Raw genomic sequence first — 25,502 nt, 5'->3', positions numbered from 1 at the left:
GAGGCAAGAAGTTGAGTCGCATCGGCTCAACTCTCAGACTCGCGGGTCCCGCCGCTTCCGGCCGTTCACCTCCTCCCCCTACGGTGGGCCCATGACGACGCGCACCGGCCGCTGGCCCGTCCTCGCCTGGGGCCTGTGGGACTGGGGCGGATCGGCCTTCAACGCGGTGGTGACTACCTTCGTCTTCACCGTCTACCTGACCACCGACGGGCTCTTCGGCACCTCGAGCGGAGTCTCGGCCGCGCTCGGCTGGTCCCTCGCCGCCGCCGGCGTGGTCGTCGCCGTGATCGCGCCGATCACCGGCCGCCGGGCCGACCTCGGCGGGCGCCGCCGGCTCTGGCTGGGGATCCACTCCGCCGTCGTCGTCCTCTGCATCCTGCTGATGTTCCTCGTGCGCCCCGACCCGGCCCTCCTCTGGCTGGGACTCGGACTGCTCGCGGTCGGCACGGTCTTCTTCGAGTTCGCGAGCGTCAACTACAACGCGATGCTCCTCCAGGTCTCGACCCGGGCGACCATCGGCCGCGTCTCCGGCTTCGGGTGGGGCATGGGCTACGTCGGCGGGATCGTCCTGCTGCTGATCGTGTACTTCGGCTTCATCTCGCCCGAGGTCGGGCTCTTCGGAGTGACGGGGGACGACGGCCTCGACGTGCGCGTCTCGATCCTGGTCGCCGGCGTGTGGTTCGCCGTCTTCGCCCTCCCGGTGCTGGTCGCGGTGCCGGAGACGCCGGCACAGGCGAGCCGGGCGGAGCGCGTCGGCGTGATCGCCTCCTACCGCGCGCTCTTCGCGCAGGTCGCCGCCCTCTGGCGCGAGAGCCGCAGCACCGTGGCCTTCCTCATCGCCAGCGCGGTGTTCCGCGACGGGCTCACCGGGGTCTTCACCTTCGGCGGCGTGCTGGCGCAGGGCACCTTCGGCTTCGACGCCGGCGAGGTGATCCTGTTCGCCATCGCCGCGAACGTCGTGGCCGGAGTGGCGACCATCTCGGTCGGCGCGCTCGACGACCGCATCGGCCCCAAGGCCGTGATCGTCGCCTCGCTCATCGGCCTGGTCGTCTGCGGCACCGCCGTCTTCGTCCTGCACGACGGGGGGAGCACGGTGTTCTGGATCTTCGGCCTGCTGCTGTGCCTGTTCGTCGGCCCGGCGCAGTCGGCGAGCCGCAGCTACCTCGCCCGCCTCATCCCGGAGGGACGCGAGGGCGAGATCTTCGGCCTCTACGCGACCACCGGGCGGGCGGCCTCGTTCCTCGCGCCCGCCGCCTTCGCAGCCGCCGTCTCGATCGCCGCGGCCGTCTCGGGCAGCGGCGAGGCGAACGTGCAGTACTGGGGCATCCTCGGGCTCGTCCTCGTCCTCGCCGTGGGGCTGGTGCTGCTCCTGCCGGTGCGCCGCCCGCCGGCCACCGCCCCCGTCGTGCCGGAGCCGCGGCTCGCTCCGCCCGCCCGCCGGGACTGACGAGGCCCGGCCCGCGGAGACGCTGGCGAGGCCCCTCCCCGCGCGCCGCCGGCCGCGGATCAGACCGTGGCGATCCAGAACACGATCAGCAGGAGCGTGACGAGGAAGCCGGTCAGGAAGTTCAGCGCGAGGAAGCGCTTCCAGCCCGCGTTCGCCCGCTCAGCCTCGGCGTCCTCGAGCGACCGGTACGGCCAGATGCTCACCGCGTACGGCACCGCGAGGATCGCCGCGAGGGTCCCCGGCCAGGGCAGCAGGAGCAGGAGCAGGCCGCTCGCGACGTAGGCGGCGATGGCGAAGCGCGTGGTCGCCTTCGCTCCGATCACGGTCGCGATCGAGCCGATGCCGCCCGCGCGGTCGGCCAGGATGTCCTGCACCGCGCCGAAGGCGTGGCTCGCGATCCCCCAGAGGAAGAACGCCACGAGGAGCGCCACCAGAGGTCCGGTGACCACGGTGCCCGCGAGGGCGATCCCGTAGACGGCCGGGCTGACGAAGTGGGTCGCCGAGGTCAGCGAGTCGACGAACGGGCGCTCCTTGAAGCGGAGCCCCGGCGCACTGTAGGCGATCACGGCGAAGACGCTGATCGCGAGGACCAGCCACGAGACCGGTGACCCGAGCAGCACGAGCGCCACCAGGAACGGCACGTTCGTGGCCACCGCCGCGATCAGCGTCGCGCGGTGCTCGCTCCGGTCGAGCACGGCGCCCTCGACGCCGCCCTTGCGGGGGTTCCGCAGGTCGGACTCGTAGTCGAAGACGTCGTTGATCCCGTACATCGCGAGGTTGTAGGGGATGAGGAAGTAGATCGTGCCGAGCACGAAGGCGAGGTCGATCTCGCGGGTGGTCAGCAGGTACGCCGCCGCGAACGGGTAGGCGGTGTTGACCCAGCTCAGCGGGCGGCTCGAGACGAACAGCGCGCGCAGCCGGTTCACGGCTCGCTCCGACGACGCGAGGGCAGGAGCACCCAGAGCGCCGGGAGGGCGAGGGCCGCGGCGATCGCGTAGGCGAAGTCCTCGATCGGAGCGACGCCGATCCGGATCCCCGAGATCAGGTCGTCGTCGTAGGCGACCAGCAGGCCCACTCCGATCATGATGTTGTCGAAGACGGCGGTCATCACCAGCAGCACGGCGAGGGTGCCGAGGACGGCGGGCAGGCGCAGGACGCGTCGGCGCAGCGCGAGCAGCAGCAGCACCAGCACCAGCGCGAGGAACACGGCGTTGAGGAGGAGGTAGGTCACGCGCGCGCCTCCGCCCGCCGGGCGACCCGCTGCGAGAGGAAGCCGTGCACGTCCATCGTCAGGTAGCAGAGCAGGGTGAGGAAGAGGACCTCCTCGACCGGGAGCTCCGGCGCGATCTGCAGGCCGGTCATGTAGGAGGTCTCTCCGCGGAAGAAGACACCCAGGCCGATCCCCACGAGGTCCCAGACCAGGAAGAACGCGACTCCCACGGGCAGCACGATCGCCGCGCGTCGCGCGTCCGCCCAGAAGAACAGCCGGAAGCGGCGGTCGAGCACGATCATCCCGGTGATCGAGACGAGGAGCGCGAGCAGGTAGAGGATCCCCACGCCTACTCCCCCACGGCGACGGGCGCGACCGGAGCGGACGGCGCCTCCCGCACGGGCAGCGGCTCGGTCGACACGTCGCCGCGCACGCGCTTGAGCATGACCTCGGCGCTGATGATGCACATCGGCAGGCCGATGCCGGGGATCGTGGAGCTGCCGGCGAAGAGCAGTCCGTCGACGTGCCTGCTGACGTTCCCGGCCCGGAAGAAGGCGCTCTGCGAGAGGACATGGGCCGGTCCGAGCATCGAGCCGCGCCAGGCGCCGAGGTCGCTCTCGAAGTCGGCCGGGCCGATCGTGCGGCGGACGACGATCCGCTCGGCCAGGTCGGTCGCGCCGGTCCAGGACGCGATCTGCGCGATGGCCTGGTCGGCGATGGCCTCGACGCGCGCGTCGCCCGCGCCGTCGACTCCGCCGTGGCCGATCGAGGTGTCGGCCGGGATCGGCACGAGCACGAACAGGTTCTCGTGCCCCTCCGGAGCCGTGCTCGCGTCGGTCGCGCTCGGGCGGCAGACGTAGATCGACGCGGGGTCGGGCACGGTCGGGTGCTCGCCGAAGATCTTGTCGAAGTTGTCGCGCCAGTCCTTCGTGAAGAGCAGGGTGTGGTGCTCGAGCTCGGGCAGCTCCCCGCGCACGCCCAGGAGGACGAGGACGGCGCTCGGGCCGGGCTCGCGCTTCTCCCAGTAGGCGGGCGGGTAGGTCCGCAGCTCCTCGGGGAGGAGCGACTGCTCGGTGGTGAAGAGGTCGGAGGCGTTGACGACCAGGTCGGCGGGGATCCGCTCCGTGCCGTCGGGGCCCGTGAACTCGACTCCGACGACCTCGGCGCCGCGGCGTCGGCCGCGGGGCGAGCGGGTGGTGAGGATCCGCGTCGCGGGCGAGGACGTGCGGACGGTGACGCCGGCCTCCTCGGCGACGTCGGCGACCGCCTCGATCAGCTTCGTGAATCCGCCCATCGGGTAGAGCACGCCGTCGGCGAGGTCGAGGTGGCTCATCAGGTGGTACATGCTCGGCGCGGCGAACGGCGAGGAGCCGAGGAAGACGGCCGGGTAGCCGAGGATCTGGCGCAGCCGGTTGTCGGTGACCGCCGTCGCCGCGAACGTGTCGAGCGGAGTGAGCAGCAGGCGGCCGAGCCTCCCGGTCCGGCTGAGCACGTCGCGGCGCAGCAGCGGGAGGAAGGACGAGAAGCTCGTGTAGAGGAAGCGGCGCTTGGCCATCTCGTAGGTGTCGCGCGCGGAGTCGAGGTACGCGCGCATCCGCTCGCCCGCTCCGGGCTCGATGCTCTCGAAGAGCGCGAGGTTCGACTCGAGGTCGGCGAGCACGTCGATCGGCTCGTCGACGCCCTCGCTGTAGACCCGGTAGCCGGGGTCGAGCGTGACGAGGTCGAGGCGCTCCTCGGCGCTGGTGCCCATGAGGCGGAAGAAGTGGTCGAACACCTCGGGCATCAGGTACCAGGAGGGACCGGTGTCGAAGCGGAAGCCCTCGTGCTCCCACGAGCCGGCGCGGCCGCCGACGGCCTCGCGCGCCTCCAGGAGGGTCACGTCGTAGCCGTCGCGCGCGAGCAGCGCGGCGGAGGCGAGTCCGCCGATCCCCCCGCCGATGACGACGGCGCGGTGCGGGCCGGTCCTCGAGCGGGTCGCGCGGACGGGGCCGGGGCCCAGGCGCGGGCCGAGCGTCGACACGGCCGCCTTGGCCGCGAGCGCCGCCTTGGCGGCCGTGGGCACGCTGACGCGGGCGCGGAGGAGCTCCTCGGCGGGCGTCGCGCGGATCCGGTCGGCCAGGGCGGCGAAGAGGGAGTGGGCCAGCAGGACCGCGCGCCGACTCGAGCGCGGGAGCTCGGCCACGATGGCTGCGGCCTCGGCGAGGTCGTCGTCGAGGTCGGCGAGCAGCGAGGCCTTGTCGCGCTCGGAGAACGCCCGCGGGTCGACTCCGGGGAAGTAGCTGCGGCCGAGGCCGTCGACGTCGGCGGCGAGATCGCGGAGGAAGTTGACCTTCTGGAACGCGGCCCCCAGGCGGCGCGCTCCGGCCACGAGCCGCGCGCGGGCGGCCTCGGAGACGAGCCCCGCGTCCGGCGCCGCGAGGAACACGTGCAGGCACATCAGCCCGACGACCTCGGCGGAGCCGTAGACGTAGGCCTCGAAGGACTCGGGGGTGTGCTCGGTCTCGCGGAGGTCGGCGCGCATCGACGCGAAGAACGGCCGGGTGAGCTCGGTGCCGAATCCGGTCGCCCGCGCGGTCCGAGCGAAGGCGTGGATCACGAGGTTGGAGCTGTAGCCGGAGGCGAGCGCGCGCTCGGTCTCGGCCTCGAAGGCGTCGAGGGACTCCTCCACCGCGGCCCGATCGAGACGGGCCTCCTCGGCGACGCCGTCGACGATCTCGTCGGCGACGCGCACGAGGGCGTAGACGTCCTCCACCCGCTCGCGGACGCCCGGGGCGAGCAGACGCGTGGCCAGCCCGAAGGAGGTGGAGTAGCGGCGGATCACCTGCGCGGACGACTCGTGCGCGACGCGGTCGTACAGTTCGCTCTGGCGGCTCATCGTGCCACCGTACGGGGGCTCGGCCGGGCGGAGCGCATCGTCGCACGCATCCGCGCGTGGCGGACAGCGCTCATCGGGTGCGCCCGACCACGCTGGCCACGAGCGGGCGGACCTCGTTGCGGAAGGCCTCCGACACCGCGGGCGTCTCCAGCGCCGCCCAGGCGCGGTCTGCGAACTGGTTCGCGAGCCCCTCGGCGTAGCTGCGGGCGCCGCACTCCTCGAGGATGCCGCGCACCTTCTCCGCGGTCTCGGGCGCGAGGTGCTCGTCGCCGATCAGCGCCTCGATGTCGGGCCAGCAGTCCGTGCCGGCCGCGTGGGCGATGAGGACGGTGCGCTTGCCCTCGCGGAGGTCGCCCAGCGTGGTCTTGCCGGTCTGCCCCTCGGAGCCGAAGACCCCGAGCAGGTCGTCGACGATCTGGTAGGCGATGCCGATCCAGCGGCCGAACTCGCCGAGGGCGTCCACCGCGGCGTCCGAGGCCCCGGCGAGGATCGCTCCGGCCTGCAGCGGCGCCTCGAACGAGTAGACGGCCGTCTTGAGGCGCTCCATCTCGAGCACCTCGTCGACCGAGGGCATGCCCGGCATGAGGGAGAAGTCCACGTCGGCCAGCTCGCCCGCGGCGGAGGCGAAGACGGCCTCGTCGAGCAGGGTGAGCAGGCGGGCCCGCACGCCGTCGGAGGCGCCGACGCCCTCGACGAGGCGGTGGGCGCCGGTGAGGGCGAGGTCCCCGGCGATCACGGCCACCGAGGTGCCGCGGTGCTCGGCGATCGGGATGGAGAGGCCCGCGGTCGTCGCCTCGTCGCGGTAGCTGCCCGAGACGTTCGGGCCGCCGCGGCGCACGAAGTCGCGGTCGATCACGTCGTCGTGCACGATCAGCGCGGTGTGCAGAAGCTCGAACGCCGCGCCGAGGTGGGCGGCGGCCTCCGGATCCTGGCCGCCGTGAGCCTCGTACGCCGAGATCACCATCAGCGGGCGGAAGCGCTTGCCGCCGCGGGTGTTGGCCTCCAGCGTCTGCCAGAGGGTCAGGTAGCGGGGTCCGAGACGCACCGCCCGGGACCTCGCCAACGAGAAGAACCTGTCCAGGACGGCATCGACGTGCTCCTGCCTCAACCGGGACAGAACCACGGGGTCGCGCGTATCCACGTGGGAAGGCTAACAAAGGAGAGAACCAGGACGATAAGCCGGCTGATGTGTTGCGGCGTGCTTGACTTGCGGGTATGACTTCGCCAGCCGCCACTGTGCAGACGGACCGGATCGAGCAGGTGGTCCTCCTCGACGAGGCCGGGAACGCCGTGGGGGTCGCCGACAAGGCGACCGTGCACGACACGGCCACTCCCCTGCACCTCGCGTTCTCCTGCCACGTCTTCTCCCCGGACGGCGCGCTTCTGGTGACCCGCCGCGCACTCGAGAAGCGCACCTGGCCGGGCGTCTGGACCAACTCCTTCTGCGGGCACCCCGCCCCGGGCGAGCGGATCGAGGACGCCGTCGTCCGCCGGGCCGAGCGCGAGCTCGGCGCCCGGCTGGCCACGCTGGAGGTCGCCCTGCCGGACTTCCGCTACCGCGCGGTCGACGCGTCCGGCGTCGTCGAGAACGAGATCTGCCCCGTCTACACGGCGACGCTGTCGAGCCGCGACGCCCTCGATCCGCGCCTCGACGAGGTCATGGACTACGAGTGGGTCGACGCCGAGGCGACGCTCGCCGCCGTCCGCTCGACCCCCTGGGCGTTCTCCCCCTGGCTCGTGCTGCAGCTCCCCCGCCTGCTGGGCTGACCCCCGCGCCCTGATCCCTGCGCCGGAGTCAGTCGGTGTAGACGTCCGTGCGGTGGAAGTTGAGCGCCGACCGCGACGCGGTCGGACCGCGCTGGCCCTGGTACCGCGAGCTGTACTCCGCCGAGCCGTAGGGCTTCTCGGCGGGCGAGCTGAGGCGGAAGAAGCACATCTGGCCGATCTTCATCCCCGGCCAGAGCGTGATGGGGAGCGTCGCGACGTTGCTGAGCTCGAGGGTGACGTGGCCGGTGAAGCCCGGATCGATGAACCCGGCGGTCGAGTGGGTCAGCAGTCCGAGCCGTCCGAGCGAGCTCTTGCCCTCGAGGCGCGCCGCGATGTCGTCCGGCAGCGACACCTCCTCGTAGGTCGAGCCGAGCACGAACTCTCCCGGGTGGAGGATGAACGGCTCGCCCTGCGGCGTCTCGACCAGGCGGGTCAGCTCGGGCTGGTCCTCGGCCGGATCGATGTACGGGTAGCGGTGGTTGTCGAACAACCGGAAGAAGCGGTCGAGGCGCACATCGACGGACGACGGCTGCAGCATCGACGGATCGTGCGGGGCGAGCCCCACGCGGCCGGAGGCGAGTTCGAGCGAGATGTCGCGGTCGGAGAGGAGCACGCTGCGATCCTAGGGCGTGGCGCGACCCCGGGGCGTGGGCCGGCTCCGGGCCTTGCTACGATGTCCTGGTGCGCCCGAGCGGCGCCGCGCGAGTGTAGTTCAATGGTAGAACTTCTGCTTCCCAAGCAGATGGCGCGGGTTCGATTCCCGTCACTCGCTCTCCTCTCCCCTCGTCTGCGGCCGGTCCTCCGGCCCGATGCGAGCGGCTCCTCCTCCGGCGCTGCAGCGGCGTCCGTCAGCGCAGCGGCGTCCGGCAGCCCCGCGGTGTCCGTCAGCCCAGCAGCGGCAGCCGCCCGACGATCCTGTCGATCCGGTTCCTCGGCCCCACCAGGCTGACCGCGAGGTACTGCAGCTCGTCGGAGCCGCTCGCCGCCACCGCCTCCCGGTACTCGTCGTACACCCGGGTGGCCTGCGCCGACGCGGGCGTGTCGGCGACGAACGTCCCGTCGTGCGCCTCGGCCTTCGCGCGGATCGCGAGCAGGGTCGCCGCGTCGGCGGCGAGGACCGTGCAGCCGGCCCACGGCAGACCGGGATGCAGCGATCCGGACGCGTCGGCGGGGCTCGGTCCGAGCAGCCCCGCGACGTGCGCGGCCGTCGCGGCGCCCACGCAGATCGCGGCGTTCACGGCGCGGCCGGCGGGGAGGGACTCGTCGACGACGACCACCCACTTGAGGCGGGCCGAGCGGGTGGGCGCGGCGGTGTCGATCTCGTCGGGGTGGAAGCCGACGGCGTCGGGGGCGGGGATGGTCATGATGCTCCTCGGTTCGTGCGCAGTGACGTCACGAACAGTAGGCAGGAGGGGTCCCCTGCGGCAGGATCTCCGTATGAACGACCAGCAGAACGGCCCAGGAGCGGCACTCGACGAACTCGACGTCCGGATCCTGCAGGTCCTGCAGTCGGATGCACGGATCACGAACCGTGACCTCGCAGCCGCCGTGCACGTCTCGCCGACCACCGCCCTCGACCGCACGAGGAGCCTCCGGCGCCGCGGCGTGATCACCGGCGCGACGCTCACTCTCGACTTCGCGGCCCTCGGGTGCGGCGTGCAGGCGCTGATCGCGGTCCGCATCCGTCCGCCGTCGCGCGAGATCATCGAGGCCTTCCGCGACTGGGTCGCCGGCCTCGACGAGACGGTCGGCGTGTTCGTCACCTCCGGCTCGGAGGACTTCATCATCCACGTCGCCGTCCGCGACAACCAGGACCTCTACGCCTTCGTCATCGACGAGCTGACGCAGCGCCGCGAGGTCGCCGACGTGCGCACCTCGGTCGTCTACGAGCACTTGCGCGAGCAGGTCGTCCTGCCGCTGAAGCCGCACGGCCGCGCGGAGCGGTGAGGCGCCCGCGCGGCGTTTCGACGCGACACGCCGGGCGGATCCGCGGCAGCGCGCGGGATCGCGGGACGCAGAGGGCAGGGTGGAGGGGTGACAGAGCTCGTCCAGATCCCGTCGCCGGGCGTCGCCCTCGAGTACGGGCACCCCGGCCGGCCCGTGGTGGTCGTGCTGCACGACGTGTTCGGGCGCCTGCCGTGGCTGGAGCCGTTCGCCGAGGCCGTGGCGAAGCACGGCTACCACGTGCTCGTGCCCGACCTCTACGACGGCTGGGCCACGCTCGCCCCGGAGGACGCGCGCGACCTCGCCGCGATGGCCGCGCAGGACCGCACCCTCGCCGCCGTCGCCGAGGCGGTCGGCACCGGAGTCGCGGCCGGGGCGCCGCGCAGCGCCGTCATCGGCTTCGGCTTCGGCGGCCGCCTCGGGCTGCTCGCCGCGGGCACCGGGCTCGTGGACGCGGTGGTCGCGTACTACGCCACCCTCGGTGGGGAGGAGCACGTGCTGGTCCCGTGCCCCACCCTCCTGCACTACGCGCAGAGCGACGAGTGGCCCGCGGGCGACGACCCGGAGTCGTTCGTCGGGCGGCTGAAGGAGTCGGGGACGCCGGTCACGGCGCACACCTACCCGGACACGCAGCGGCACTTCGCGAACGGCAACCTGCGCGACGCGGTCAGCCCCGCCTCCGCGGCGCTCGCCTACGCGCGGACGCTCTCGTTCCTCAATCCCCAGCTCATCGACACCTGAGCTCAGCCCTGCACGTCGTGCAGGTGGTGCTGGACGTCGTGCAGGTAGTAGCGGGCGATCGTGTCGACCGTGAACGCCGCGCCGTCGCTGCGGCGGCCTCGGCGCTGCCACTGGGCACCGGCGACGGAGTCGAACACCTCGGCGATGCGCTCGGCCGCCTCGACCAGCTCGCGGCCGACCGTCGCGGGGTCCTGCTGGTCGTAGCGCTCCTCCACGGCGGTGACGTCCTGGTCCCAGTTGGGGTAGAGCGGGTCGTCGCCGGCGAGCATCAGCTGCACACGGGTGCGGTAGATGCGGTGCACGTCGCGCACGTGCGCGGCGTACTCGAGCGGCGACCAGGTCTCGTCGTCGGGCCGGCCCGCCGCGTCGTCGCGGTCGAGCACGTAGGGCCAGGCGGCGGCGTTCTCGCGGATGAGCTCGGCGACCTCGTCGGCGTCGACGAGCGAGGCGTCGAAACCGCACTCGAGGCACGGGCGCTCGAGGACCCAGGTCCAGTCCTTGGTGTCGGGAGTGATCGGCATGGCACCAGAGTAGGGCGCCGCCGGATCAGCAGCGCGTCGGGGTCCCCTGCACGGCGCCGCGCTCGCCGTCGGCCGTCCACGGGAGCTGGGGCAGGCCCTCGGCTCCCGCCGCGGCTCCCTGCTCGACCGCGATGGCGGCCAGGGTGCGGGCGACCGTCGCGGCGAAGTCCCCGCCGGGCGTCGAGCTGTTGATCGAGACGGCCACGGTCAGGCCCGAGACCGGGTCGGAGTACGCCGCGGTGACGAAGCCGGGCGCGAGGCCCGAGAAGCCGCGGAGGGGTCCCGCCTCGTGCCCGCCGAGCCCGGCGCGGAGGTAGTCGGCGCGGCCCTGGCCCTGGACGACCGGGTCCCGCCACATGGCGTCGTCCGCGGGATCGGCCGCGAGACCCGTCGCCAGCCGCCGGAGGTCCTCCAGATCGGTCAGTGCTCCGCCGGCGGCGCCGAGGGCGGACGGGGACGCGGCGGTGACGTCGAGGCGCACGTCGCAGCGCTTCTCCCCGGTCGCCGGGTCGAGCGCGACCGCATAGCCGCGGGGGGACGGAGCGGGCAGGTCGACCTCGGAGGCGCCGGGCAGCTCCGTGCTCCGCAGCCCGTACCGCGGCACCACGTACTGGTCGTAGAGCTCCCCGATGCTCCGACCGGTCACCTGCGCGGCGACGATGCCGGCGAGCAGCGGACCGGTGGCGGAGTCGGACCACGCCGCTCCAGGCTCGGCCGAGGCGCCGCGCACCTGGGCCGCGGCGAGCAGCTCGAGCGTCGGCCACTGCCGCGGGGGGTTCTGGAGCACGGTCGGCCAGAGCGCCGAGCGGAAGTCGGCCAGGCCGGAGGTGTGCGCGCAGAGCTCGCGCAGCGTGAGGCCGTCGATGCCGGGCAGGGAGCGCAGCGTCTCGCCGACGTCGGCGTCGAGGTCGACCCGGCCGGAGTCGGCGAGGGCGAGGACCACGTCGCAGGTCATCGCCTCGGTGCCGCCGGTGCCGAGCCGCAGGTGCGCGTCGGTGGTGAGGGCGGTGGTGCGCTCGTCCGACTCCCAGCCGACCGCGCCCTCCCAGCTGCCGCCCCACGGCGACCAGACCCCGGCGACCGCTCCGGTCGCGCCGGCGACGCCGACCGTCTCGTCGAGGAACCCCGACAGGGCGGAGGCGAGCTCCTCCGACGCCGCCTGCGCGGGCGCCTCCGCCACGCGCGAGGCGGCGGCGGGCGTGCAGCCGGCCAGTGCGAGCACGAGGACCGGGACGACGAGCAGTCCCGTCCGCGTCCGTCTGCGAGATCCCATGCCGTGCGACTCCCCCGTCGTCTGCGAACGGCACCACTGTACGGGGGCTCCGTCGGGCCGGAGAGGGCCGCTGAGCGCGCGATCGCGATTCGTGTCCTGACCGTGACCGGCGGAGTCCACCCCGTTCCCAAACCGGCAGGCGCCGGGTTACGAAGAGAGGGAGTACAGCGCAGAGGCGCTGCTCGAAGGAGGTAAGAGACCATGCGCAGATCCCCCAATCGACTGCTGGCGACTCTCTTCGGAGCCGTCTACGTCGTCGTCGGGCTCCTCGGCTTCGTCGTGACCGGAGGCGTGCAGTTCCTCTCGACCGAAGGCGGGCTCCTGCTCGGCGTCTTCGAGGTGAACCCGCTGCACAACATCGCCCACCTGCTCATCGGAGGCGCGCTGCTGATCGCGGGCCTGTCGACCGTCGCCGCGGCGAAGACCGTCAACGTGACCGTCGGAGCGGTGTACCTGCTGCTCGGCATCGTCGGCTTCTTCCTGGTCGACACCGCCCTGAACGTGCTGGCGCTGAACACCGCCGACCACTTCCTCCACCTGGCCAGCGCGCTGGTGCTCCTGGGAGTCGGACTCGGCACCGAGAAGACGGCGAGGACGCGCACCGCCGCCACCGCCTGACCCGGGCGGCACCCGCCGCCCCCCTCTACTCCGTCCGCCGTGGGCCCGCCGTTTTCCGCGGCGGACGGACTGAACGGCCCCGGACGACACGATGCGGTGTGTCGATCCGGGGCCTCCTCTTCTTCCTCGATCCAGCGAAGGAGCCGCCATGATCACCGTGGCCCGCTGCAACGCCGCTTTCGCCGGACTCGGCGCCGGGCTCGTCCACCTCTCGCTCGCCGCCGGCGGCGAGGGTGTGCAGGCCCCGGTGATCGGAGCGCTCGGTGCTGTCGAGATCCTCTGGGCGGTCCTCGTCCTGGCGCGCGGCCGGATCGTCGCTCCGCGCTCCGCGCTGGTCGTCGCGGTCGCCTCCCTGGCGGCGTTCGCCCTCGCTCTGGCCCTCGGCGCACTCGCCGAGCCCCTCCCCGCGCTGGCCGCCGCGGCCCTCCAACTGATCGCGGTCGCCGTGGTGGCCGTCTCGCTCCGCTCTCCGCGCGTCGAGGAGAAGGCCGTCTCGCCGTCGCGAGCTCTCGTCGGACTCCTGGCCGGCGCGCTCACCGTCTCCGCCCTCGCCACCCCCGCCATGGCCGCCTCCTCGGGCGGTACGGGCGACATGGGCGGGATGATGCACTCCGTCGTCGACGGCGGACACGGGCACTGACGCCCTCTGGTCCCGGCGGCCCCGCTCGGCTAAGGTAAGGCAGACCTCAGTCGTCGAGGGAGGCCACCGTGTCGAACGTCATCCCGTTCTCCGAGGCCCTGCGCCTGCGCATCGGGCAGTCCGGCGCGGACGACGAGGGCGCCGCCTTCATGACCTCGCTGATGACCGGCTCCGGCAGCCGCGACGACTACATCGCGCTCATCTCGCAGCACTACTTCGTCTACGAGGCCCTCGAGGCCGTGGCGGAGGACATGGCCGGCGATCCGGTCGCGGAGCCCTTCCTCTCGGCCAAGCTCACCCGGCTCCCCGCGATCGCGGAGGACCTGCGCTTCCTCGTCGGCGAGGACTGGCGGGAGCGCATCCGCCCGCTGCCCTCGACCAGCGCCTACGTCGACCGGATCCGCACCGTGGCCTCGGGCTGGAGCGGCGGCTTCGTCGCCCACCACTACACGCGCTACCTCGGCGACCTCTCCGGCTGCGCGATCGTCCGCGGGCTGCTGCAGCGGCGGTTCGGCTTCGAGACCAACGGCGTCGGCTTCTTCCTCTTCGGCGAGATCGCCGCACCGTCGGCCTTCCGCGCCACCTACCGCGAGCAGCTCGACGCCGCGGGCTGGGACGAGGAGGAGCGGGAGCGGGTCATCGCGGAGGTCGCGGAGGCGTACCGGCTGACGACGGAGCTGTTCCGCGATCTCGCCCGGACCTGCGCGGCGGCCTGAGGGCCTGCTCCGACCTCCTCCGCGGGGCGTCAGTCCGCGGACGCCTCCGCGACGGCGGCCGGCTCGGCTCGCCGTTCGGACATGAAGCGCAGCACGTCCTTGTCGACGATGATGTCGCTCGGCCGGAGCGGCCGCGTCAGGTAGAGCCCCTCGAGGCTCGTGATGCGGCTGAGCGCCACGTAGGTCTGCCCGGGGGCGAAGGCGCGCTGCCCGAGGTCGACCACGGCGGAGTCGTAGGTCTTGCCCTGCGACTTGTGGATCGTGACCGCCCACGCCAGGCGGAGCGGGAACTGCGCGAACTCGGCGACGATCTCGCGGGTGAGCTTCTTCGTCGCGGCGGAGTAGGAGTAGCGGTAGCGCTCCCAGGTCGCGGGCTCGACCTCGTGGACCTCGCCGTCCACCTCGACCCACACCGTTCCCGCGACCTTCGTCACCCGGCCGATCGTGCCGTTCACCCAGCGCTGCTCGGAGTCGTTGCGCAGGAACATCACGTGCGCGCCGATCTTGAGCTCGAGGTTCTGGTCCGCTGGATAGGCGCGCCCGCCGAAGTCGCCGCTGATCTCGGCCGACGCGGTCTTCAGCGGGCCCTTCAGCCGCGCGAGCGCCGCCTGGTTGATGCGGTTGACCGTGTCGTTGCGGGTCGCGAGCGTGATCGCGTCGTCCGCCGGAGGCGTCCGCGCGCCCGCGGCGTTCAGCACGTCGGCGATCTCCTTCGTCACCATGCCGAAGCGGACCGCGTTGAGCATCCACTTGAAGCGCTCATCGCTCTGCCGGTGGATCCGGCCGAGCTCGACGATCCGCAGCGGCGCCTCGTGCCAAACGAGGGCGTCGAAGAACCACAGCGAGCGGTAGCGGTCGGCGAAGTAGGCGCGCTCCTCCGGATCGCCGGGAACGGGTGCGAGCTGGAACGGGTCGCCGAAGAGGACGACCTGCACGCCCCCGAACGGCTCGGAGCGCCGCTGCCGCGCCTGCCGGAGGCTGCGGTCGATCCCGTCGAGCAGGTCGGCGTTGACCATGGAGATCTCGTCGATGACGAGCGTGTCGATGGTGTTGAGGAGCTTGCGCAGCTCGGGCGGCTGGTCGAGGTCGGAGTCGGCGATGACGCCGATCGGCAGTCGGAAGAGCGAGTGGATGGTCTGGCCGCCGACGTTCAGCGCCGCGACGCCGGTGGGGGCGCAGATGACGATCTGCTTGTCGGTGTTCCAGCTCAGGTGGTTGAGCAGGGTGGACTTGCCCGTGCCCGCGCGACCCGTGACGAACAGGTGCTCGCGCGTGTTCTCGATGAGGTCGAAGACCCGCTGCTGCTCGTCGGAGAGGGTCGGCTGAGTCACCGCTCCACTGTACCCGCGGGCCGCCAGGACCCCGGGGCCCGGGCGCGGATCAGCCGCGCTTCTGGAGGGCGGCCAGGCGGTCGTTGTAGGCCGTGAGCTCGGCCTCTCCGGTGCGGTCGGCCTGGCGGTCGCGGCGCTTGGTCTCGCGGGCGTCGGAGCGGCTCCACATCATCGCGACGACGATCGCGAGCGCGAGGGTGGGGATCTCGCCGATGCTCCACGCGATGCCGCCGGCCGCCTGCTGATCGGCGAGCGCGGAGGTGCCCCAGCCCATCGCTCCGTACCAGTCGGCGAGGAGCAGCCCCTCCCCCGTCATCAGTGCGAGGCCGAAGAAGGCGTGGAACGCCATGGTGCCCAGCAGCAGCAGGAGGCGCATCGCGTAGGGCACGCGGTGCACGCTCGGGTCCACTCCGATCAGGACGCTGACGAAGAGGTAGCCGGTGATCAGGAAGTGGACGATCATCCACTCGTGGCCGATGTGGTCCGTGGTGGCCCAGCGGAACAGCGGGGAGTAGTAGAAGCCCCAGAGCGACCCGACGAACAGCAGCGCGGCGACGATCGGGTGCGAGATCGCGGTGGCGAAGCGCGAGTGCACGGCGAGCAGCACCCACTCGCGGGCACCGCGGGAGCCGTCGGTGCGGCGGGCGGCGGCGCGGGCGATGAGCGTGACCGGTGCCGCCGGGACGAGCAGCAGCGGCACCGCCATGGTGAGGACCATGTGCGAGAGCATGTGGGCGCTGAACAGGTACTTCTCGTACGCGTTCACCCCGCCGTTCGTGATGTAGGCCAGGAGGAGCATGCCCGCGATCCAGAGGATCGTGCGGTGCAGGGGCCAGCGGTCACCCCGGCGGTGCAGGCGCACCACTCCGGCGACGTAGAACGCGATGGCGAAGGAGCAGACCAGGAGCCAGACCAGGTCGATGTTCCAGAGCGTGAGGAAGTTCATCGCGCTCGCGGGCGGCGGCAGGGGCTCGCCCGTCAGCAGCTGGGCCGGGGTCGGATCCGTGAGCTGGCTCGCGGCGATCTGGTCGACCGGGGTCGCGGTGCGCGCGAGAGCCGCGGCGACTCCGGACGCGATCCCCATGAAGGCGATCTCGGCGCCGACGAGCCACCAGAAGCTGCGGCCGCCGACACCGCCGGCCTTCCGCATCCGCTCGATGAGGTAGCGGCGCTGCAGAACGCCGAACAGGCCCAGCGCGACCAGCGCCGCGACCTTGACCAGCACGAGGATCCCGTAGCCGGTCAGCAGGTTGTCGAGAGTGGCGAGCCGGAGCTCGGCGCTGACGTACCCGGACGCCGCGACCACGACGAAGCTCACCAGCGCGAGGCTGGAGTAGCGCTCGATCACGGGCAGCAGGCGGGAGCCGCCGAGCAGGGGCCGCAGGGCGATGACGGTGATGAGGCCGCCCAGCCAGATCGCCGCGAAGACGAGGTGCAGGCCCAGCGCCGTGACGGCGGCGTCGTGCCCGCTCGCTCCCGCCGCGTGCCCCTGCTGCGCCATCGGCAGCAGCGTGAGCAGGGCCAGGCCCGTGACGAAGACGAGCGCGGTCTGGTTGCGGACGGCGAAGCAGAGGACAGTGACGACGGCCGCGAGCAAAGTCGTGATGAGCCAGGCCTGGCCGACCTCGATGCTGCCGATGAAGTAGCTGAGCTTGGTGCCGAAGTCGCGGTCGAGGCTCAGGGGCGTCTGCGTGACGTTGAGGAAGGTGAGGAACCCGGTCACCGCGCTGGCCGCCGCGAAGAAGGCGGCGCTGGCGGCGGCGACGTCGAGGGCGATCGAGAACTCGGTGCGCGGCTCGGGCGCGGCCTCGGCGGGCGCGGGGCGCGCGGGGGCGACCGCGGTGCGCGTCGATCCGGCGCGGGAGGAGGACTGGCCGCCGCGCGAGGACTGGCCGCCGCGCGAGGAGGCGTGAGCGGTCGAGGCGCGGGACGAGGACTGGGCGTCGCGGGCGGCGGCGGCGCGGGGGCTCAGCGCGAACAGCGTCAGCACGAGCGAGCCGATCATGCCCGCGGCGCCGAGATTGACGGCCAGCTTGGCGATCGGGAGGCCGTAGCGGACCACGGGGCCGGGATCGTTCAGCAGCGGAGCCGCGGCTCCCCCGCCGAAGGCCAGGGCCGCGAGGAGGGCGACGAGCGCTGCGGCGACGAGCACGAGCGCAGGGCCGACGATCCGGACGGTTCGATTCACCGGTCCAGCCTACGTTCCGCGGCTGATCGGCAGCCGCGTCCGCGGACGATCGGCGGCCGCGTCCGCGGACGACGACGGCCCCGGCGCAGTGCCGGGGCCGTGTCGGAGGGCGCGACTACTTCGCGGCGGCCTTGAGCTTGGTGCCCGCGGAGACCTTGACCGAGTGGCCGGCGGCGATCTGGATGGTCTCGCCGGTCTGCGGGTTGCGGCCGGTGCGCGCGGCGCGGGAGGTGCGCTCGACGGCGATCCAGCCGGGGATGGTGACCTTCACGTCGTTCGACACGGAGTCGGCGAGGGTGGTGAAGAGCGAGTCGAGGACGCCGTTGACGGCGGCCTGGCTCTGGCCGGAGTCGGCGGCGATCTTCGCGACGAGCTCGGTGCGGTTGAGCGACTTGTCAGCCATGGAGTGTCCTCCCAGGACGTTCTCGCTGTCGGAACAGCTGGTTTCGATGGATCGTCCTCGGCCGGGGACGGACGTCCTCAACCGGTCGGACCGTCGGTAACCTACCAGCCCCGCCCCGGATCTCCGGCGATTCCGGCCTCGAGACGCCCGGAACGACGCCGATCGCGCCGGTCGGTCCCTCCACAGGAGGCGCTCGGCGCCCCTCGTCCACCGATCCGCCGATCGCCTCTCCGCGCCGCCCGCGGCCTGACGAGGATCGGCTCATGACGACGACAGCACTCCTCCCCCTACCCGCTCCGGCCGACGCGGCCCTCCCCCGGCCGCCCCGGCGGCACCCTCCCGCCCACCGGCCGTACGAGCCCGGTCTCGCCGCGCTCGCGCTGGGCCTGCTCGCGCTCGCGTCCTCCGTGCATCCGCTCTGGGCCCTCCCCGCCGTCGCCGTGGCGGTCGCCGCGGTGATCGCGTCCGTGCGGGCGCTGCGGTGGGCGGGCGAGCGGAGGAGCGCGGTGGCCGGGCTCGCCTGCGCGGCTCTCGCACTGCTCGTCTGCTCCGTCACGGCACCCGCCTCCGTGCGGGCGGGCCTGGCCGTGCTGGCCTGGATCACCGCCCTGCGGCCCGGCCCGTGAGCGGGCGCGGCTCCGGTCCAGCCCGCCTCGCTACAGTGACGGCGGCCCGCGCCCGAGCGGGCCGGGAGGACGGCCACGATGGCTCAGACGGACGGTTGGATCTCGACGGCGATCTGGTGGCACGTCTACCCGCTCGGCTTCACGGGCGCCGAGGCGAGCGCCTCGGAGGGTCCGGGTCCGGACGACGAGCCGCAGCACCGCCTCCGCGCCCTGCTCCCCTGGCTCGACGACCTGCTGGCGCTGGGCTGCAACGGGCTGCTGCTCGGGCCGGTCTTCGCCTCCTCCACCCACGGCTACGACACGGTCGACCACTTCCGGATCGATCCCCGCCTCGGCGACGAGGCAGACCTCGACGCGCTGATCGCCGCGTGCCGCGAGCGCGGGATCCGGGTGCTGCTCGACGGGGTCTTCAACCACGTGGGACGGGAGCACCCCTGGTGGCGTGCCGCCGTCGCGGCCGGCGAGGGCTCCCCCGAGGCGGCGCGCTTCTCCCGCAGCGAGCGGTCGCAGGAGGTCGACGGCCTCCGCGTCGACGTGTTCGAGGGGCACGACGCCCTGGTCGAGCTCGACAACGGGAACCCCGAGGTCGCGGAGCACGTGTCCTCCGTGCTCGCGCACTGGCTCGAGCGGGGCATCGACGGCTGGCGGCTCGACGCGGCGTACGCGGTCGCGCCGGCGGCCTGGCACGCGGCGATCGACCCGGTGCGGCAGCGCTTCCCCGACGCGTGGTTCGTCGGCGAGGTCATCCACGGCGACTACACCGGCTACGTGCGGGAGTCGGGGCTCGACTCGGTCACGCAGTACGAGCTCTGGAAGGCCGTCCGCAACTCCCTCGAGGAGGCGAACCTCTTCGAGCTGGCCTGGTCCCTGAAGCGCCACGACGACTTCGTCCGCGAGTTCCTGCCCCTGACCTTCGTCGGCAACCACGACGTGACCCGGATCGCCAGCGCCGTCAGCGACGAGCGCCACCACGGCCACGCCACGGCGATCCTCGGCTTCGTCGCCGGCGTGCCGAGCATCTACTCCGGCGACGAGCGGGGCCTGCGCGGCGTCAAGGAGGAGCGGATCGGCGGCGACGACGCGATCCGCCCGGAGTTCCCGGCCGATCCCGCCGAGTGGCCGGGCGGGGAGGCCTACCGGGCCCACCAGGAGGTCGTCGCGTTCCGCCGACGGAACCCGTGGCTGGTCGGCGCGAGCACCCGCACGGTCGACCTCTCCAACACCGCCGTGATGCTCGTGGCGGAGGGCCCTGGGGGACGCACCGCGCGGCTCGCGCTGAACATCGGCGACGAGACGGCGACCGTCGGCGGCGTCCAGGTCGCTCCCCACTCCTGGTCGCTGCACGACTGACCCGGCGCGCAGGCGGCCAGGCAGTGCGCGACGGAGCGTCGACCTTCAGGGGCCTGTCCTCTACGCTCGGGCGCATGCCGAGACCTGCACGAGGACCCTCCGACGGACGAGCCGACTCGATCGACGACGCCGGGATGCCGGCGTCCGGACTCGAGCAGGCGTTCGCCGCCCCCGTCGACCCGGAGAGCGACCCCGGACCGGGCGAGAGGAGCGGCCTCTCGAGCCGCATCGCCCAGGAGCTGCTCGAGGACGGCTTCGGCCTCGACGCGAGCGACGAGGAGGCCCCGTCCCGCGCCGTCGAGATCGACGATCCCTCCCGCGCCGTCGGTGACGATCCCGCCCACCCCGTGCACGGCTCGATGTCCGGCGAGTTCGAGCGCCGCTGAGCCCGGCCGCCCTCGGTCGGTCGTCGTCGGCCCTGCTCCGCCCTCCGGCCGTCGTCACCCCGCCGGTACCGCGCCGCCCGCCGCCGGAGCCGGGTCCGGGCCGCCCGCCTGCAGCTCGGCGAGGAACCCGGGCCGGAGCACGCGCGCCTCGATCGACGCGGCTCCCGAGGTCCAGCCGTCGCCGAGCGGACGCTCGGGCGTGAGGAGCACGTGGCCCGGCGTCCCTGCTCGGCCGAGGACGGCGGCGACGCGGCCCTCCGGATCGTAGAGGGCGTGGTCGACGAGCGGCCCGTAGACGGCGTGCACCGCGAAGTCCTCGCGGCTGCCGAGAAGGACGGGCAGCAGCTCCTCGCCCGGGCGCAGGCCGTGGGGCCACCAGCGGAAGCGCTCGACGAGCTCGTGGCAGGCGGCGCACGAAGGCGAGAAGAAGACGAGGTGCGTCGCCGGGCGGGACAGCTCCTCGAGCGTCAGGAGCTCGCCGGCCACCGTGACGAACGCGAGGTCGGCGGCCGAGAGGTCGCCCTCATGCGCGGGCCCCGGCGCGGACTCCCTGTCGGCTGCGGACAGGCGGGCGGCCGCCCGGACGCGAGCGGCCGTCGACGCCGCACGGCGGTCGCGCACCAGCACGAGCGAGACCGCGGCGAGAGCGGCGGCGAGCCCGGACGCCGCCGCCGAGGCACCGCCGCCGCCGAGCAGCGCGGCCGGAGCGAGCCCGCCGAGCGCCCCGGCGACCGCCAGCGCGAGCAGCACCGCGTTCCTCGCGACGGTGCGTCCGGTCATCCGCGCCGAGCCCAGACCGCCGAAGCACTCGCAGTCGACGTCCTCCGCCGCGCGGACCGCGCGGACGGCGACGACGAGGAACACGGCGTCGAGGAGCGCCACCGGCACGAGGGCGGTACGGTGCGCCGGAGCGGGCGCCAGCACCACCGCGGCGCCCAGCGCGATCTCGACGACGGGGAAGGCGGCCGCGAACCAGCCGCGGCGCCGGAGGAGGAGGGGGACCCCGAGCGCCTCGAGGGTCGCCCGGAACCGCTCCGCGCGGCCGAGCTTCAGGGCACCGCTGACGACGAGCACCGCGCCCGCGCACCACCCGGCGATCGCGAGAACCGCCTCCAGCATCCGTCGCCCTCCTCGCTCGGCATCGACCCGCGCGACGCTACCGGCGCGGACCGGCCTCCCGCGGCCGAGGCGGGGAACGGGGCGGAGACGGCGCGATCCGGCGCGTTCCGCCCTCCGGACGAGCCGTTGCCGGTGCATCCGGTGCCCCGATCCGGCCAGGCGCGGCGCCCCCGGGCTCTCTCCCGGTCCCGGACGGCCGCTCAGCCGTACACTGCGAGAGGATCGGAGGGGTCATGCGGGGACGGCGAGCGCGCGACGAGCGGCACGGCACGGCGACGACCCCGCCTGCGGACGCCGCTCCCCCGGCAGCGGTCCCGGCTCCGGCCCTCGCGGACTCGCCGGACGACGCCTCGAGCGACGTCTCGACCGGGATGCGGATCGCCGCCGCCTGGTCGTGGCGCTTCCTCGCCGTCGCCGGGCTCCTCTACCTCCTCGTGCGCCTCGTCTCGCTGCTGCCCGTGATCGTCGTGCCGGTGCTGATCGCGCTGCTGCTCACCGCGCTCCTCACCCCGCTGCGGAACCGGCTCGAGCGCCTGCGGCTCCCCCGCCCGCTCGCGGTCCTGGTCTCGATCGTCCTGATGCTCCTCCTGCTGACCGGCCTCGTCGGGCTGGTGATCGTGCAGTCGCGCTCCGGCTTCAGCGGAGTGGGGCAGCGCGCTCTCGACGCGGTCGACGGCGTCGAGGCGTGGCTGCGGAGCCCGCCGCTGTCGTTCTCGGACGTCCAGCTCTCGGACTGGGCGCAGCGCGCGGTCGACTGGGCCGACGCGCAGGCGTCGACGATCGCGTCCGGGGCCCTCGCCGTCGGCTCCCAGCTGGCCGAGGTCTTCGCCGGAACCCTCCTCACCCTGTTCTCGCTGATCTTCCTGCTCCTCGACGGCCGCCGCATCTGGCACTGGTTCCTCCGCCTCCTCCCCCGCCGCGCTCCATCGCCGGGCGGGCGCGGCGGCGCCGCCGGCTGGCGGACCCTCAGCCAGTTCGTGATCGCGCAGCTCGGCGTCGCCGGGATCAACGCCGTCGGCATCGGCATCGGCGCGCTCGCGCTGCAGCTGCCGCTCGTCGTGCCGATCGCGATCGTGGTGTTCCTCGGCTCGTTCGTCCCTATCCTCGGCGCGATCGTGACCGGTGCGCTCGCCGCACTGGTCGCGCTGCTGTTCAGCGGGCCCGTCGCCGCGCTGGTGATGGTCGGCGTCGTGATCCTGGTGCACCTGCTCGAGGGGCACGTGCTGCAGCCGCTCATCCTCGGGACCGCCGTGAAGGTGCATCCGCTCGCCGTGGTGCTCGGAGTCGCGACCGGGCTCGAGGTGGCCGGGCTCGCCGGGGCGCTGTTCGCGGTGCCGACCATCGCGACGCTGAACGCGGCGGTCACCGCCATGCGGGCGCGCACGCCCGGAGCGGAGTGAGCGCGTTCGATCCGGCCGCCCGACCCGGATCGACGGTGCTGCCCGCCCTCGCCTGCCCGGTCTGCGGCGGCGCGCTCGCCCCCGACGCGCTCCCCCGCCCCTCCTCGCTCCGCTGCCCCCTCGGGCACAGCGCCGACCTCGCGCGCCAGGGCTACGCCTCGCTGCTGCGCGGGAGGCACGCGACCTCGGGCGACACCGCGGCGATGGTGCAGGCCCGCGCCGACCTGCTCGGCTCCGGCCACTACCGGGTGATCCAGGACGCGGTCGCCGCGGCCGTCCCCGCCGGCGCGCGGCTCGTGGTCGACCTCGGCTGCGGCACCGGGGCGTACCTCGCGGCCGCGCTCGAGGCGCATCCGGCGGCGGACGGGCTGGGCCTGGACCTCTCGGCCCCGGCCGCCCGCCGCGCCGCCCGCGCGCACCCCCGGGCGGCGATCGCGACCGCGGACCTCTGGCAGCCCCTCCCGCTGGCCGACGCCTCCGCCGACGCGCTGCTCACCGTCTTCGCGCCGCGGAACGCCCCGGAGATGCGGCGGGTGCTCCGTCCGGGCGGCGTCGCCGTCGTCGTCACTCCGCGCGAGAGGCACCTGCACGAGATCCGCGAGCGGTTCGGGATGCTCGGCATCGACGCCGGCAAGGCGGAGCGGCTCGACGAGCAGCTGGCGGGGTTCGCGCTCGAGGAGCGCATCGAGCTCGACACGACGGTGCTGATGAGCGTCGACGAGCTGCGCGCCGAGGTGCTGATGGGGCCGAGTGCCCACCACGTGGATCCCGAGGCGCTGGACGCTCGGCTCGCGGCGGTGGAGGGGACGACCGCGGTGACGGTCGCGGTCACCGTGTCGCGCTTCGTGCGCGCGGAGTAGCGGCGGGCGCGCCGCCGGCCCCGCGTCAGTACGTCTCGCGCAGGCGCTCCTGGTCGACCACCGCTTCGCGGTCCGCGAGGCGGCGCAGGCCCGCGAGGGGCTGGGCCATCCGGTGGTTGCCGCGGAGGACCGGCTCGGCCCGGTCGAGGAAGGCCCAGTACCCGGCGGTCACCGGGCAGGCGTTCTCGCCCAGGCGCACCTTCGGGTCGAAGCGGCAGCCGCCGCAGTAGTCGGACATCCGGTTGATGTAGGCGCCGCCCGAGGCGTACGGCTTCGTCGCGACGACGCCGCCGTCGGCGTGCTGGGACATCCCGATCACGTTCGCCGGCATCACCCACTCCGTGCCGTCGACGAAGACGTCCACGAACCAGTCGTTGAGCTCCGCCGGATCCCACCCCCGCTGCAGTCCCCAGTTGCCGAGCACCATCAGGCGCTGGATGTGGTGCGCCCAGCCGTGCCGGTGCACGTCGTCGAGCGTCTCGTGCAGGCAGTTCGCCTCGATGCCGCTCGGGTCGAGAGCGAGCAGCTCCGCGGGCAGCGGTGTGGAGGCGCCGAGCGCACGGCTGCGGTTCCGGTACTCCGGCCCGAGGTGCCAGAACAGGTTCCAGACGTAGTCGCGCCAGCCGAGGATCTGGCGGATGAACCCCTCCGTCGCCGCGATCGGCGCGCCCCCGGCGGCGTACTCCGCCTCGGCCGCCTCGACGACCGTCCGCGGATCGAGCACGCCGAGGTTCATCGGGGCGCTGAGCAGCGAGTGCGCCATCGTCCAGTCGCCCGAGAGCATCGCGTCCTCGTAGGTCCCGAAGTCGCCCAGCCGCGACGACACGAAGTCGGCGAGCGCCGCCTCTGCCTCGGCGGGCGTCGCGGCGAAGCGGCGCGGACCGTCGGCGCCGACCAGGCGGACCGCCCCCTCGGCCTCCCAGCGCGCGAGGTCGGCGCGCACCTCCTCGTCGATGTCGTCCTCCTCCGGCCACCACGGGTCGGGCAGGCCGAGCCGGGAGGCGCCCTTGGGCGGAGGCTGGCGGTTGTCGTGGTCGTAGTTCCAGCGGCCGCCCTCGGGCTGGTCGCCGCGCATCAGCACGCCGGTGCGCTCGCGGCTCCACCGGTAGAAGTCCTCCAGCAGCAGGCGCTTGCCCGAGCGGGAGAGCGCCCACTCGCGGAAGTCCTCCTCGGCCGTGATGAAGCCGCGGCTGGGCAGAACGCTCATGCCGAGCCTGCGGGCGAGGCGGCGGCCGCCGCGGGTGGGCGGGTCGATCACCTCGAGGTCGTCGCGCCCGGCGAGGGCCTCGCCGAAGGTCTCGGAGCGGACGTACTCGGCGCGGTCCCCGAGCTCGCGGGCGCGGTGGCGGAGCGCCGACAGCAGCAGTTGCGCCTTGGCGCGGTGCATCGGGCGGCGCCCGAACGCCGATCGGGCCTCGACCAGCAGCATCGGACCGCCGTCGTCGAAGGCCGGTCCGAGCTGGCCGATGACGCTCCAGCGGGTGCGAGGGGGTCTGTTCATCCTCGGAGGCTAGGCGGGCGGATCCGGCGCCGGTAGGAGTTGCGCGGCACGGATGTGCAGCCGCCACGTCTTGCACCCCCGCCCCCGATGCAGAAGTCTCGGAGCGAGCGCGGCCGATCCGACCGCGCACCGACGCGACGAAGCGAGGAGGCCGCCATGGCCCACCACGACCACGACAACGAGCACCACGAGGGTCACGAGCACCACGACCACCACGAGGGTCACGACGAGCACACCGCCGGCCACGGCCGTCACGTCGCCGAGGGCACGAGCACCGAGGACACCGAGGGCGGCGAGTACACCTCGACGGAGGGCGTCTCGCACACCGCCGGCGAGGCCGAGGGCAGCTACGTCGACACCTCGGCGAACGAGCAGAGCACCGCCGACAAGGGCAGCTACGTCGACACCAGCGCCGCGGGCACCTCCGCCGAGGGCGAGGGCGAGTACACCGACCGCGACGAGTGACCCGCGCCCGGGCGCCGCGCGTCCCGCCGGGACACCGCGCTCCCGCCGGTGTCCCGGCGGGGAGCCGGCGCCTCGGCGGGACGCGGTGGTCCGCCGGCGCTTCAGGCGGGCTTCAGCGGGG

The 25,502-nt window shown here is 73.5% G+C and carries 27 protein-coding genes and 1 tRNA gene; 14 read left to right on the top strand and 14 right to left on the bottom strand.

Annotated elements, in window-relative coordinates:
• Nucleotides 1–91 precede the first annotated feature (91 nt).
• Nucleotides 92–1,447 (top strand): MFS transporter, encoded by a 1,356-nt coding sequence (locus C5C55_RS04700; protein ID WP_104233081.1) that lies wholly within the window; start codon nucleotides 92–94, stop codon nucleotides 1,445–1,447.
• Nucleotides 1,448–1,506: 59 nt separating this feature from the next.
• Here the strand turns inward: C5C55_RS04700 and C5C55_RS04695 are convergent, their stop codons facing one another.
• The 5 genes from C5C55_RS04695 to C5C55_RS04675 form a co-directional block, all read right to left on the bottom strand.
• Nucleotides 1,507–2,373, bottom strand: a complete 867-nt coding sequence (locus C5C55_RS04695; RefSeq protein ID WP_104222892.1) for a prenyltransferase — start codon at nucleotides 2,371–2,373, stop codon at nucleotides 1,507–1,509.
• On the bottom strand, nucleotides 2,370–2,678 hold the full coding sequence (locus tag C5C55_RS04690; RefSeq protein WP_104233080.1) for a lycopene cyclase domain-containing protein: 309 nt from the start codon (nucleotides 2,676–2,678) through the stop codon (nucleotides 2,370–2,372). The genes C5C55_RS04695 and C5C55_RS04690 overlap by 4 nt, the downstream gene beginning before the upstream one ends.
• On the bottom strand, nucleotides 2,675–3,004 hold the full coding sequence (locus C5C55_RS04685) for a lycopene cyclase domain-containing protein (protein ID WP_104222894.1): 330 nt from the start codon (nucleotides 3,002–3,004) through the stop codon (nucleotides 2,675–2,677). Before C5C55_RS04685 ends, C5C55_RS04690 begins: the two co-directional genes overlap by 4 nt.
• Nucleotides 3,005–3,006: 2 nt before the next feature.
• The gene (crtI, locus tag C5C55_RS04680; RefSeq protein ID WP_104233079.1) at nucleotides 3,007–5,532 is read right to left on the bottom strand and encodes a phytoene desaturase family protein; all 2,526 of its coding nucleotides are present in this window, start codon (nucleotides 5,530–5,532) and stop codon (nucleotides 3,007–3,009) included.
• Nucleotides 5,533–5,602: 70 nt separating this feature from the next.
• Nucleotides 5,603–6,577, bottom strand: coding sequence for a polyprenyl synthetase family protein (locus C5C55_RS04675; protein WP_244229492.1), 975 nt, complete (start codon nucleotides 6,575–6,577; stop codon nucleotides 5,603–5,605).
• Between the two features lie 170 nt (nucleotides 6,578–6,747).
• On the opposite strand from C5C55_RS04675, the gene idi reads away from it, so the two are divergent.
• Nucleotides 6,748–7,299: an isopentenyl-diphosphate Delta-isomerase gene (idi, locus tag C5C55_RS04670; RefSeq protein ID WP_104222897.1), complete on the top strand. Its 552-nt coding sequence runs from the start codon at nucleotides 6,748–6,750 to the stop codon at nucleotides 7,297–7,299.
• A 28-nt stretch (nucleotides 7,300–7,327) separates the two neighbouring features.
• Here idi and dcd read toward each other — a convergent pair whose 3' ends face one another.
• Nucleotides 7,328–7,912: a dCTP deaminase gene (dcd, locus tag C5C55_RS04665; RefSeq protein WP_104222898.1), complete on the bottom strand. Its 585-nt coding sequence runs from the start codon at nucleotides 7,910–7,912 to the stop codon at nucleotides 7,328–7,330.
• A gap of 88 nt (nucleotides 7,913–8,000) precedes the next feature.
• Here dcd and C5C55_RS04660 point away from each other — a divergent pair.
• A tRNA-Gly gene (locus C5C55_RS04660) sits at nucleotides 8,001–8,071 on the top strand.
• A 112-nt stretch (nucleotides 8,072–8,183) separates the two neighbouring features.
• On the opposite strand, the gene C5C55_RS04655 is transcribed toward C5C55_RS04660, so the two are convergent.
• Nucleotides 8,184–8,663, bottom strand: coding sequence for a DUF2000 domain-containing protein (locus C5C55_RS04655; RefSeq protein WP_104233078.1), 480 nt, complete (start codon nucleotides 8,661–8,663; stop codon nucleotides 8,184–8,186).
• Nucleotides 8,664–8,736: 73 nt separating this feature from the next.
• Between C5C55_RS04655 and C5C55_RS04650 the strand changes: the two genes are divergently transcribed.
• Together C5C55_RS04650 and C5C55_RS04645 are read left to right on the top strand one after the other, a co-directional pair.
• Complete coding sequence (locus C5C55_RS04650; protein ID WP_104233077.1) at nucleotides 8,737–9,246, top strand: Lrp/AsnC family transcriptional regulator; 510 nt, start codon at nucleotides 8,737–8,739, stop codon at nucleotides 9,244–9,246.
• Between the two features lie 87 nt (nucleotides 9,247–9,333).
• Complete coding sequence (locus C5C55_RS04645) at nucleotides 9,334–9,984, top strand: dienelactone hydrolase family protein (protein ID WP_104233076.1); 651 nt, start codon at nucleotides 9,334–9,336, stop codon at nucleotides 9,982–9,984.
• A 2-nt stretch (nucleotides 9,985–9,986) separates the two neighbouring features.
• On the opposite strand, the gene C5C55_RS04640 is transcribed toward C5C55_RS04645, so the two are convergent.
• Together C5C55_RS04640 and C5C55_RS04635 are read right to left on the bottom strand one after the other, a co-directional pair.
• Entirely contained in the window at nucleotides 9,987–10,505 is a 519-nt protein-coding gene (locus C5C55_RS04640; RefSeq protein WP_104222903.1) for a DinB family protein, read from the bottom strand.
• A 25-nt stretch (nucleotides 10,506–10,530) separates the two neighbouring features.
• Entirely contained in the window at nucleotides 10,531–11,778 is a 1,248-nt protein-coding gene (locus C5C55_RS04635; protein ID WP_104233075.1) for a serine hydrolase, read from the bottom strand.
• A gap of 201 nt (nucleotides 11,779–11,979) precedes the next feature.
• Here C5C55_RS04635 and C5C55_RS04630 point away from each other — a divergent pair, with 201 nt between their 5' ends.
• The 3 genes from C5C55_RS04630 to C5C55_RS04620 all read left to right on the top strand — a co-directional run bounded on the left by C5C55_RS04630 (nucleotide 11,980) and on the right by C5C55_RS04620 (nucleotide 13,752).
• On the top strand, nucleotides 11,980–12,396 hold the full coding sequence (locus tag C5C55_RS04630; protein ID WP_104222905.1) for a DUF4383 domain-containing protein: 417 nt from the start codon (nucleotides 11,980–11,982) through the stop codon (nucleotides 12,394–12,396).
• Between the two features lie 148 nt (nucleotides 12,397–12,544).
• Nucleotides 12,545–13,036, top strand: coding sequence for a hypothetical protein (locus tag C5C55_RS04625; RefSeq protein ID WP_104233074.1), 492 nt, complete (start codon nucleotides 12,545–12,547; stop codon nucleotides 13,034–13,036).
• Nucleotides 13,037–13,104: 68 nt separating this feature from the next.
• Nucleotides 13,105–13,752 carry a heme oxygenase (biliverdin-producing) gene (locus C5C55_RS04620; RefSeq protein WP_104226125.1) on the top strand — a complete coding sequence of 216 codons (648 nt, stop codon included), beginning with the start codon at nucleotides 13,105–13,107 and terminating at the stop codon, nucleotides 13,750–13,752.
• Nucleotides 13,753–13,781: 29 nt separating this feature from the next.
• Here C5C55_RS04620 and C5C55_RS04615 read toward each other — a convergent pair whose 3' ends face one another.
• The 3 genes from C5C55_RS04615 to C5C55_RS04605 all read right to left on the bottom strand — a co-directional run bounded on the left by C5C55_RS04615 (nucleotide 13,782) and on the right by C5C55_RS04605 (nucleotide 17,674).
• Entirely contained in the window at nucleotides 13,782–15,083 is a 1,302-nt protein-coding gene (locus C5C55_RS04615) for an ATP-dependent RecD-like DNA helicase (RefSeq protein ID WP_104233073.1), read from the bottom strand.
• Nucleotides 15,084–15,132: 49 nt separating this feature from the next.
• A complete protein-coding gene (locus C5C55_RS04610) occupies nucleotides 15,133–17,271 on the bottom strand; it encodes a bifunctional copper resistance protein CopD/cytochrome c oxidase assembly protein (protein ID WP_258072498.1) in 2,139 nt (712 codons plus the stop codon).
• Nucleotides 17,272–17,386: 115 nt separating this feature from the next.
• Nucleotides 17,387–17,674, bottom strand: coding sequence for an HU family DNA-binding protein (locus tag C5C55_RS04605; protein WP_056037903.1), 288 nt, complete (start codon nucleotides 17,672–17,674; stop codon nucleotides 17,387–17,389).
• A 263-nt stretch (nucleotides 17,675–17,937) separates the two neighbouring features.
• Between C5C55_RS04605 and C5C55_RS16280 the strand changes: the two genes are divergently transcribed.
• The 3 genes from C5C55_RS16280 (at nucleotide 17,938) to C5C55_RS04590 (ending at nucleotide 20,036) form a co-directional block, all read left to right on the top strand.
• Nucleotides 17,938–18,300 (top strand): hypothetical protein, encoded by a 363-nt coding sequence (locus C5C55_RS16280; RefSeq protein ID WP_104288973.1) that lies wholly within the window; start codon nucleotides 17,938–17,940, stop codon nucleotides 18,298–18,300.
• A 78-nt stretch (nucleotides 18,301–18,378) separates the two neighbouring features.
• The gene (locus C5C55_RS04595; RefSeq protein ID WP_104233071.1) at nucleotides 18,379–19,650 is read left to right on the top strand and encodes an alpha-amylase family glycosyl hydrolase; all 1,272 of its coding nucleotides are present in this window, start codon (nucleotides 18,379–18,381) and stop codon (nucleotides 19,648–19,650) included.
• 74 nt (nucleotides 19,651–19,724) lie between these two features.
• Complete coding sequence (locus tag C5C55_RS04590; RefSeq protein ID WP_146078496.1) at nucleotides 19,725–20,036, top strand: hypothetical protein; 312 nt, start codon at nucleotides 19,725–19,727, stop codon at nucleotides 20,034–20,036.
• A 54-nt stretch (nucleotides 20,037–20,090) separates the two neighbouring features.
• Here C5C55_RS04590 and C5C55_RS04585 read toward each other — a convergent pair whose 3' ends face one another.
• Nucleotides 20,091–21,155, bottom strand: coding sequence for a MauE/DoxX family redox-associated membrane protein (locus C5C55_RS04585; protein ID WP_104233069.1), 1,065 nt, complete (start codon nucleotides 21,153–21,155; stop codon nucleotides 20,091–20,093).
• A 233-nt stretch (nucleotides 21,156–21,388) separates the two neighbouring features.
• Here C5C55_RS04585 and C5C55_RS04580 point away from each other — a divergent pair, with 233 nt between their 5' ends.
• Both C5C55_RS04580 and C5C55_RS04575 read left to right on the top strand, forming a co-directional pair.
• Nucleotides 21,389–22,555, top strand: a complete 1,167-nt coding sequence (locus C5C55_RS04580; protein WP_104233068.1) for an AI-2E family transporter — start codon at nucleotides 21,389–21,391, stop codon at nucleotides 22,553–22,555.
• Nucleotides 22,552–23,415 (top strand): methyltransferase domain-containing protein, encoded by an 864-nt coding sequence (locus C5C55_RS04575; protein WP_104233067.1) that lies wholly within the window; start codon nucleotides 22,552–22,554, stop codon nucleotides 23,413–23,415. The genes C5C55_RS04580 and C5C55_RS04575 overlap by 4 nt, the downstream gene beginning before the upstream one ends.
• Nucleotides 23,416–23,440: 25 nt before the next feature.
• On the opposite strand, the gene C5C55_RS04570 is transcribed toward C5C55_RS04575, so the two are convergent.
• The gene (locus tag C5C55_RS04570) at nucleotides 23,441–24,916 is read right to left on the bottom strand and encodes a cryptochrome/photolyase family protein (RefSeq protein ID WP_104233066.1); all 1,476 of its coding nucleotides are present in this window, start codon (nucleotides 24,914–24,916) and stop codon (nucleotides 23,441–23,443) included.
• A 156-nt stretch (nucleotides 24,917–25,072) separates the two neighbouring features.
• Here C5C55_RS04570 and C5C55_RS16490 point away from each other — a divergent pair, with 156 nt between their 5' ends.
• Nucleotides 25,073–25,381, top strand: a complete 309-nt coding sequence (locus C5C55_RS16490) for a hypothetical protein (protein ID WP_181067773.1) — start codon at nucleotides 25,073–25,075, stop codon at nucleotides 25,379–25,381.
• Nucleotides 25,382–25,502 lie beyond the last annotated feature (121 nt).

Origin of the sequence: Rathayibacter sp. AY1C2 (assembly GCF_002931195.1) — a bacterium.
Lineage (GTDB): Bacteria > Actinomycetota > Actinomycetes > Actinomycetales > Microbacteriaceae > Rathayibacter.
The sequence above is the reverse complement of the archived record's forward strand: the minus strand, read 5'-3'. Positions and strand labels throughout refer to the sequence as shown.